Source organism: Fontibacillus panacisegetis, assembly GCF_900102215.1.
Classification (GTDB): Bacteria; Bacillota; Bacilli; order Paenibacillales; family Paenibacillaceae; genus Fontibacillus; species Fontibacillus panacisegetis.
Genome location: NZ_FNBG01000063.1, coordinates 1 through 9,845 on the forward strand (window position 1 = coordinate 1; position 9,845 = coordinate 9,845).

The 9,845-nt window shown below is 39.8% G+C and carries 4 protein-coding genes; 3 read left to right on the plus strand and 1 reads right to left on the minus strand.

The genetic code is table 11. The features are described from left to right. Positions 1 to 247: transposase (locus BLS49_RS24080; RefSeq protein ID WP_175471531.1), on the minus strand; the 247-nt coding region annotated here is incomplete at its 3' end. A gap of 635 nt (positions 248 to 882) precedes the next feature. On the opposite strand from BLS49_RS24080, the gene BLS49_RS24085 reads away from it, so the two are divergent. The 3 genes from BLS49_RS24085 to BLS49_RS24095 all read left to right on the plus strand — a co-directional run bounded on the left by BLS49_RS24085 (position 883) and on the right by BLS49_RS24095 (position 9,408). Continuing rightward, a complete protein-coding gene (locus tag BLS49_RS24085) occupies positions 883 to 3,969 on the plus strand; it encodes an efflux RND transporter permease subunit (protein WP_091236623.1) in 3,087 nt (1,028 codons plus the stop codon). A gap of 40 nt (positions 3,970 to 4,009) precedes the next feature. Continuing rightward, complete coding sequence (locus BLS49_RS24090; protein WP_091236626.1) at positions 4,010 to 5,047, plus strand: efflux RND transporter periplasmic adaptor subunit; 1,038 nt, start codon at positions 4,010 to 4,012, stop codon at positions 5,045 to 5,047. Between the two features lie 308 nt (positions 5,048 to 5,355). Continuing rightward, positions 5,356 to 9,408 carry an S-layer homology domain-containing protein gene (locus BLS49_RS24095; protein WP_091236628.1) on the plus strand — a complete coding sequence of 1,351 codons (4,053 nt, stop codon included), beginning with the start codon at positions 5,356 to 5,358 and terminating at the stop codon, positions 9,406 to 9,408. The last annotated feature ends 437 nt before the right edge of the window (positions 9,409 to 9,845 follow it).

Below are 9,845 nucleotides of genomic sequence, written 5' to 3' on the forward strand. Positions count from 1 at the left end.
CACGTTCAAGCTTACGCTCTGAGGGAATGTCGTACAGATAGCCAAGCAGTAGCATTTTAAAGAATACGATGGGATCTAGGGAGGGACGCCCATTGTTCTCACAGTAATAAGGTTTAACCAGATCAATAATGAAATTAAAATCGATATATTTGTCGATGTTGCGCAAAAGATGATCTTGAGGAACTAATTGCTCCAAGCAGACCAGTTCATACTCTAATTGAGGGGTTGTATCATTTGTAAACAACATAAAATCACCGCTCTCTGGCATATATTATATAGATATTATACCATATTAACGCGGTGATTTGGTGAAATAATGACTTTTTCAACAGTCTGACATTTGCAGGAATTTAGGGCATTTAGAGGCTTTACATAAACAAAACCTGCACATTTGCAGCAATTTCAGGAATTCCGCATCTTGACACTATTACACATGAGATACGGTGGAATATGGCGGGATCAAGCGGTGCAGGGATCGTCTTCCTCGCACCGCTATTTCAAGTTTTAACAATAAATCTACTTTTGGGACAGCCCCTTTTTTAATCTAGAGATAGAAATAAGCGTTTTAATTTATATATAAAGTATGTAGCGACAAATAATTACAAAAGATATGATGGACATTATACCATGCTTATCCTATAATTGTAATTAGTGTTATTTAATTAACAAATTTTTAAAATTAATGAATAAATAGCCATAGCCTAATAAAAATCCGTTACCAATCCTGCCCCGCCAAGAGCTGTTGATAACGGATATTTTGAACTCGTATTTTTGGTATGCCCAAAAACAAGCTGTAACAATTTTACATTGCTTATTGAGTGGTTTGCAAGTTGCTGCATAAGAGATAGATATATGTATGATGATATGGACTAGGGGGAGACTATGCGAAAATTGGTAGATTTTTCATTGAAACGAGCCTCGGTAATAATCATTATGGTTATTCTGTTACTTCTAGGCGGAAGTTACTCTGCAGTAAATCTTCAGACTGAAAACATGCCTGACATAACATTCCCTAATGTGATGGTTACGACAGTTTATCCTGCGTCTCCTAATGAAGTGTTGGAAAGAGTAACAAAACCTCTCGAAAACGCGATCTCCTCTTTGGATAACATTAAATCAATGTCCTCTACCTCAAGCGACAATATGTCCCAGATTATGGTTGAATTACGGGCTGGGCAGAATTCCGAGAAAGCAAAAACAGAAATTGAAAGTCTATTGAACACTTTGGAATTGCCAGGTGAAGCATCCAGACCTATGGTCTTTACAGAAGGTTTTGCTTCTGTTCCTATCTATAGAATGTCGATACATGTCAAAGAAAATGAGAGCCAAACTGTGTTAGATCGAGCTCTTGAAGAAACTATCTTACCTAAACTTCAATCTATTACGGGTCTGGATCATTTGGATGTGGTTGGTCAACGCAAGAGAGTTATGTCTATTCAATTTGACGCAGACAAAATAAATTATTATAACCTCACTCCATCCGATATCACTGAACAGCTTTCTGGAGGGATTTCTTCTCATTCTGCCGGGGAAATTCAAATTGTCGGGAATACGCTCAAGGTTAATGTTGATGAACAAATTAACAGCGTATCTGAGCTTCAGCAATATCCAATCAATCTTCCGAACAACAGCAGTATTAGTCTAGATCAATTGGCTACAGTTGAATCCATCTATGAATCGAAATTTCTAAGTCGATTTGATGGTCATTCCGCAGTGGCAATTAACCTCTATAAGACAAAATCAACAAACATAGTAGACTTTTCCAAGCAAGTCGCCGAGTTTTCAGAGAATTTGCAAAGTGAAATCCCTGAGCTGCAATTCGAGACTATACAGAATAGTGCAATAGAAATAGAATCCTCAATTCACGGAATGATTAGAGAAGGTGCGCTTGGCGGTTTGCTAGCGGCTATTATGATTCTTTTATTTCTCCGAAATATAAGAATGACTTTGATTGTTGTCGTTTCTATTCCGTTATCTATTCTATTCAGTTTGCTATTAATGGGATTCATGGATATATCCCTGAATACTATGACGCTTGGCGGCATGGCCATTGCGATTGGACGTGTGGTTGATGATACGATCGTAGTTATAGAGAACATTTATAGTGAGCTGCACAAGGCGGAGGAGCGCAATGAATCAGTCATCAAGTACGCTACTTTGCAAGTAGGCTCTGCGATTACCTCTTCCACATTAACAACAGTCGGAGTGTTTTCACCAATTGCATTTGTCAGTGGGATTGTAGGCCAAGTGTTTATGCCGTTCGCAATCACATTGATGTGTGCTTTGATGGCTTCATTACTAGTAGCTTTGACGGTAGTGCCTTTATTGGCCAAAATATTTGTATTAAATGCAAAAAATAAGAAGGTTCACCATGAGAATCCGCAAAATAAAATGGTGCTCTGGTACAAAGGAATACTGGAGTGGACCTTGAACCACCCCATTATTACTGTAGGATTATCAGGTATTTGCTTTGTTCTGGTTGTCGTTTTAACTGTCCCTCAGCTACCGGTCAGCTTTATGCCTGTGGGTAAATCGGAAAAGGGAATATATTTTCAAGTATCTCTTCCAAAGGAATCATCAATGGAATCTACGGATAACATCGTTGCAGAGTTTGAAGAAATGTTGTCGGAACAAAAAGGTGAGCTTAATTATGTGCAATCCTTAATAGGCTACAATTACTCGAATGATCAATATCCATACATTTTTTCGTTCTTTGCTGAAGTAGGTTCGGATTATGACGCTAAAACACAGGTAGGGAAATACAAAGAGCTTATGGAGCAACGTCTTCCTGAAGGCTCCGAAGTGAATGCAGGGGTGCTTTCATATGGTGACGGCGAATCTTATAGCATGTATTCCTATTCTTTAAGAGGTGACGATTATTTTGCCTTGAAGGATGCGGCCCTTATGGTGAAGACTGAGCTTAAAGATATCCAAGATCTATCTAATGTAAAAGACAGCCTGAGCGAGGAAAAGTCTCAAATATCGGTCTCTGTTGATCAAGATAAGGCAAAGGAATATGGTTTGAATCCCGCATTGGTAGCTAATTCAGTCCAATTATGGATTAGCGAAATGACCCTTGGGGAAGTGGAATTGAACCATCAGAAATATGAATTGAAGCTAGGGTTGTCACCACAGGACAAGAGCTCCGTGGACAAAATTGAAAAGCTGCAGATCAAGTCGCCAACCGGGAACTCTGTATATTTATCTGAAATTGCAAGCGTAAAAATGATCCAATCTCCGGTGACGATAGAGCGTGATAATAAGAAACAAGTAGTTCATATTACTGCGATGATTGAAAGTGATAACGTAGGCGGTGTCAGCGAACAAGCTACATCAAAAATAACTGGGCTCCAGTTGCCAGCGGGAGTAACAGGGTCTGAGACAGGTGCATCAGAGGAAATTGACGAAAGCTTTGGCCAAATGTTTGTGGCGATGATCATTTCTGTTATGGTTGTATATCTGATCATGGTTATATCATTTGGTAACGCCAGAGCTCCATTTTCAATCATGTTCTCTTTGCCTCTTGCCGCGATCGGTGGTTTGATTGCACTACTATTAACCAATGAATCGATAAATGTAACTTCCCTGATTGGATTCTTGATGTTAATCGGTATTGTGGTTGCGAACGCTATCGTATTGATCGATCGGGTACAGCAACTAAGGGAAGAAGGTTATGGTGTTAAAGAGGCACTGCTTGAAGCGGGAGTATCCCGATTAAGACCGATTATTATGACAGCAGGGGCGACGGTCATTGTTTTGATTCCAATAGCGGTAGGAATGTCGGAAGGGACGTTAATCTCTAAAGGGCTTGCTGTTGTTGTAATTGGAGGGATGATCACTTCTACTTTGCTTACATTGGTTGTTGTTCCTTGTGTTTATGCCTTATTAGAGAAAAGTTATGCATGGATAGTGGGCCGATTCCGTAAAGGTGCGGACGACGGTAGCGCTATAGATCCAAGTTCGATCTAAACGGAATTGATTCATTCATTTCAAGGAGGAACCAGATATTATGATGAAGTGGGCCATACGAAGGGGAAGATCAATCACGTTAGTAGGGATTTCCTTGTTATTAATTATTATTAGTGGCTGTACTACCACTAATGAAACAAACCCATTGACTTCTGAGGAAAAGGTTCTGACTCAGGTGAAAGTGACAGAGGTGAAGGGTTATGATTTTGGAGATCCAAAACAATTGATGGGTGAAGTTACGGCTAAACAGAAAATGGATGTAGCGACCAGAGTAAGTGGAGAAGTAAAAACCTTGTATGTGAAACGTGGCGATCACGTTAAGAAGGGTCAAAAAATCTTGTCCTTCAACAATGAACGCCTCAAAATACTGCAGGAGAAGCAACAGCAGGAATTGAAGTATTTGCAATCTCAATATGCCCTTGCTGTACGTGAGGATACTGGAATTGAGCAATTGACGCTTCAAATGGAACAGGCAGTGTTGGCATTAAAGGAGATTAATCTGGATCAGAAAAATCAAACCGTGGTAGCGCCAATAGATGGTGTCATTACTCAATTATCGACAATAGAAGGAAGTGCTGTTGTTGAGGGGACTCCAGTTGCGACGATTCAACAGTTAGATCCCGTAGTTATCGTTATTAAGCTTAGCGAATATGACTTAGGACTGATTAAACTAAATCAACAATTAGATTTCAATCTTGTTCAGCCATCCGGGACCTTCCAAGGAAAGGTAACCTATATTTCCCCGGTAATAGATATGGAGACTAAAGCATTTAATGCTGAGGTTGAGGTAAAAAATGAGAAGGATCAACTTAAAGCGGGAATGCAGGTATCTACCATTTTGGATAAAAAGGAGGATCAAAACATTCTCGCGCTACCGAGTAAAACGATCGTTTGGGAGGATGACAATAGTTTTGTCTTCGTTTTAAAAGAAACCAAGGTAGAGAAGAGACAGGTTGAACTGGGGCGTGTGAAAGAAAATCTTCAAGAGATTATAAGTGGGGTTAAAGAAGGAGAAAAAGTAGTTACGGAAGGTCATTCAAGATTAAAGGATCAGGAAGAGGTCCAAGTCATTGAGTAGAAAGTATTGTCTTATAGTCCTACATAGCTTGGGAACGGAACGTAAATTTATAACTCTCTGGATTATATTCCGGGGAGTTATTTCTATATTAAATGGTGATTTTTTAATGTGCGCGTTGGACGAGAGGAATCCGTCTAGAAGGTATATTTTTATTTGTGAAATATGTAACATTCCTGATTGACATAATCAGAATATATACTAAAGTAATGATAGAGAATAAATAGTACATTTTTCCTATAGCACCAATATGTTAGGTGTGAACTGTTCTATTAGCCTTGTAAAAATACATCAATATAAAGGAGATTAAGATGAATTTAAAAGTAAAGAAGAGAATAATTTCGCTTTCAACTGCCATGATCACAGTCTTTTCTAGTGTTGTACCTGCATTCGCAGCATCAGTGGCTGATCCTGCAGATTCAGCTACGAAGATTGTCTCACAGTCGCAGTCATCATCCGTAGTTTTTAGTGATACTTCTAATCATTGGGGTCAGGCAGCTATTGAAAAATGGAATGAGTATGGAGTAGTTAAAGGTTATAATGGTACATTTAGACCTGATGCTCCAGTAACAAGAGCAGAATTTTCTACCATGATTGATAACATTGTAAAATACATAGCCCAAGCCAATAATGACTTCACAGATTTAAAGGAAGGTCAATGGTACTATAATTCTATTCTTAAGCTTAATACGGCTGGAGTCTTAAAAGGTATTGATGGGAAAGCATTGCCTGACAACAAGATTACCCGTCAGGAAGCAGCTCTGTTAATGGCTGGAGCCTTTGAGATTGGAACAGGTGAAAGCACTAAGACATTTAAAGATCATGACCAAATCGCAGGATGGGCCAAGGACGCAGTTCAAGCACTTGTATCCAAGGCGGTCATCAGTGGGAACCCGGATGGGACATTCAAACCAACGGGCAACTTGACGCGGGCTGAAGCGGTTACCTTGTTTGATAATTTGATTCAGACGTTGATATCGAAGCCGGGTGAATACTCAAAAGATGTCAGCGGCAACTTGGTAATCAACACATCTGGTGCAGTGCTAAAGAATATGAAGATCGCAGGAGATCTCTATATCACTCAAGGTGTAGGTGAAGGTGAAGTAACGCTGGAAAATGTCGTAATCGCCGGAACTGTGCATGTACAGGGTGGTGGAGTGAATTCGATTATTTTCAATAATGTAGATGTTCAAGGTGCATTGGTTGTTAATAAATATAACGGTCAGGTCCGAATCCTTGCAACAGGCAATACCTCCGTATCTGTAACTGTACTGGAAAGTGGAGCGATGCTTGTTACTAAAGAACTTACTGGCGGTGGCTTTGAAACCGTTGAGATTTCAGCGGATATTTTAGCGGGTCAGGAAGTGAAGCTGGACGGAAACTTCAATAATGTAGTAAACCGAGCGGCAGATATTAAAATTACTGCAAACGGAACGATCAAAGAATTGGTTGCTGAAGCCAATGCTGTGATCACTGGAACGGTTAAGATTAATAGTGTAACAGGGGCTAAAGGGTCTTCCGTTACGTTAAATGAAAAGCCTGTTAACACCACTATTCCTTCAGGTGGAGGATCGTCTTCTGGAGGTGGCACATCTAGTGGCGGCACTTCTGGAGGAGGTACATCCGGTGGAGACAGTACTACAGTCGCTGTAAAAGGTATATCCATTACTCCAAGTTCATTATCCCTATTTGTGGGTGAGAGCAAGCAACTTGAAGCAACAATTACACCATCAAACGCTACTAACAAAAAAATAGTTTGGACAGTAGATGACAATAGCGCAAAGCAAATAAATGTCACTGCTGACGGTTTAGTTACGGCTAAAGGACCGGGTACAGGGACGGTTACAGCAACAACACAAGACGGTGGATTTAAAGCAAACGTTGTGGTTCATGTTCAACAATCTGCAATAGGAGTGAACATGTCCTCTTATTCAGGTGCTGTTATCGATTCAGAAACACAGGTCGAAGAAGCAGTTCGGTTGAATAGCAGCAATGTAAAAATAGCGGCAACAAGTAAATCGCTGATCCAGGAAAACCACTATGAAACTACTATTAGCGCATTGTCTGCTCTACAACAGACCTCGGTAACGCATTCCGTTTATTCAGTAGTTACATTGAATAATATTAATGGTCAGCCGATTACTGATCCGTCAGGGATTAGTGTAACTCTTAACGGATTACCGTATAGCGTTGAATTTGGCGATGGTATTGCTGAGGGGTATAAAGCTGGAAGCTTTGTGTTAAAGCTCGACATCGATGAGCCGGAGAAGATTCAGCAATATCACCTTGTGTTTACGAAAGAGGGTTACGCTAATACATCTCTGACGGTTACTTACCGCCCAGTGGGCGCAGTGTCCTTGCAAAACATTGAGGCTGTCGCTGGTCAACCCGTAATCGGAACCCAATTAACAGCAGGGTCTCTTAACTATGATGGTGTTCCGGCTAATCACGATGTATCTTATCAGTGGTATCGAGCAGATTCAGAAAACGGTGCTTATACAGCTATTGCAGGAGCTAATGCTACTCAATATGAATTGACGACCGCGGATGGCGGTAAATATATCAGAGTTGGGGCTTCGGCTGATGGAATTGAGGTTAGCGGCAGTGTGTTGAGCCCAGCTTTTGGTCCGATAGAAAAACCAATCAATATCGATGAAGTCTTTACAGCGATAGAGGCAATCTATCTCGGAAGTAATGCGAATAAGAGTAATGTAACTTCTAACTTGATATTGTCGGCTTCTTTAGAAGCTTATCCGGGCGTAACGATTACTTGGTCATCTAGTCAACAAGCAATTGTAACTAACGCAGGTGTTGTAACAAGAAATGAATTGAATGACGAGTTTGTAACACTAACCGCGACACTTGGCGGGAAAGTAACAGGGACACGTTCGTATGAACTAATTGTCAGAGCAGTAGGGACAGATAATGTGGGTACTGATGGGTACATAGATCCCTATTTCACAAATGATTACCCTCAAGCTTATGTCAAAGACGGTACGATACATGTAAAATACGCGCTTAATAAGCCTGCTGAAGTTTACATGGTTGTAAACGTTATAAATGGCACAAGACCATCTGATGTGAAGGCAGTAATTGAAGGGCATGCTGGAATAAATAACGATATCATATATGTGGATAAATGGCCGTATTTCCAATTGGATTCCACTGAAGTGAATCAAGTGCAGGATTTCGATACTGGAGTTAATGTTGCTAAAAATAATAATCGAGAAGCAAGAGTAGAGTTTGTGATTGTGGATCAAGCGAACAATTATACATCATCCGATGTTACAACAGTATTATTTGATAAGACTGTTGTAGGTGCATTAGACACATATCCACCAAGAATGGATGGTCAATTTATTAACGATGCACTGGATACTATCTATATTTATTTTGATGAGTATCTTGACTCGAATTCTGTTCCCGCAGCCGGAGATTTTACTTTAAGCGTTGGACAGGTTGATAATGTTACTATATATAACTATGATAATGGCCAACATAGAAACCCTAGCTATGTGAAGCTGTCCGTTAGTGGAATTACACAAAATGATGCTGATAAACTTAAATTAAGCTATATCGGTAGTGCTTTACAGGATATATCTGATGCAAAAAACAAGGTGCAGACCTTTGTTAATAAAGAAGTAATGTATACCAATGAATTTTTCAGCAGTGTTACAATCAGTTCTGATCGCAAATCCATTATTGCGGTAATAGTTCCGGGCTGGTATACATTGGATAATTCTCTGAATTTGAGTAATTCGGAAGAAATCAGATCTCGTTTTAGTGTAGAAATCGATGGACTTAAATATCCACCATTTTCAGGAAATTACAGTTATAATTCGAAAGAGCTCACGTATACTTTGAAATTTAACACTCCTCTTCCAGTGGGTGCGGCTGTATTGAAATTCAATTCATCAGGTATAGTCAACTGGGCGAAGGATCCTTATCCGAGTGAGCTGGTATCACAAGAAATAGTACAAATCCCTGCACCAGGCATACCTACAGCTACTTATTCAAGTAACAGCAGTACAATTAATCTTACATTTGCTGACGGATTTGACTTCAACTATGCAAGCCTGTCTGCCGGATTGGTGTTAAAAGTAGACGGGGTAGAGTATGCGCTTAGAGGTTTCATAGTAAGAAGGCATGTTGATTATGTAAATGGTCAAATGATCAACAGAGGTTTAAGTATAGATTTGAATGAAAAATATTCATGGAAATATAAAAATGCTATTGAGGCAGGTAGTGACATTCAGATTAAGTATACTAAGTTAAATGGTGATGATGATTTGCAATTGTCTGATAAAGCGGGTGCATTGCTTCCCGATTTTGATTTTGTACAGGTGACTAAGCTGTCCCAGTAATCTTCGTAGACTGACGACGAGTATTGCAAAGATCAAGAGGCCGTCCCTCAAAGTTATCTTAGATAACTTTGAGGGACGCTTTTTTTAGCAGTGGAAAGGCAAGATGTCAGGAAAAGGATGCAAAAATACAGTTTTTTTAACAGTAGCCATAAAAGGATGAACAAAAGCCTGCAAAAATGCAGGAATATGGTTCAGAATAGACTAGTTTGAAGAGAATCCTTAGAGAAAGCCTGCACATTTGCAGCAATTTAGGGCATTTTGAGGCTTTACAGATGGCGTAAAATAAGTTGTGTACCAAGATTTGGAGCCTAGTCAAGGCACAAAAAAGTAGGGTATTCTCGGGATTACGACACCACCAAGAAAGGAACCCTACTCGATGACTATTGTACCCGAAAATATGCTTAATAATCTATTTGAAAAACTTGTCACTGACTTCG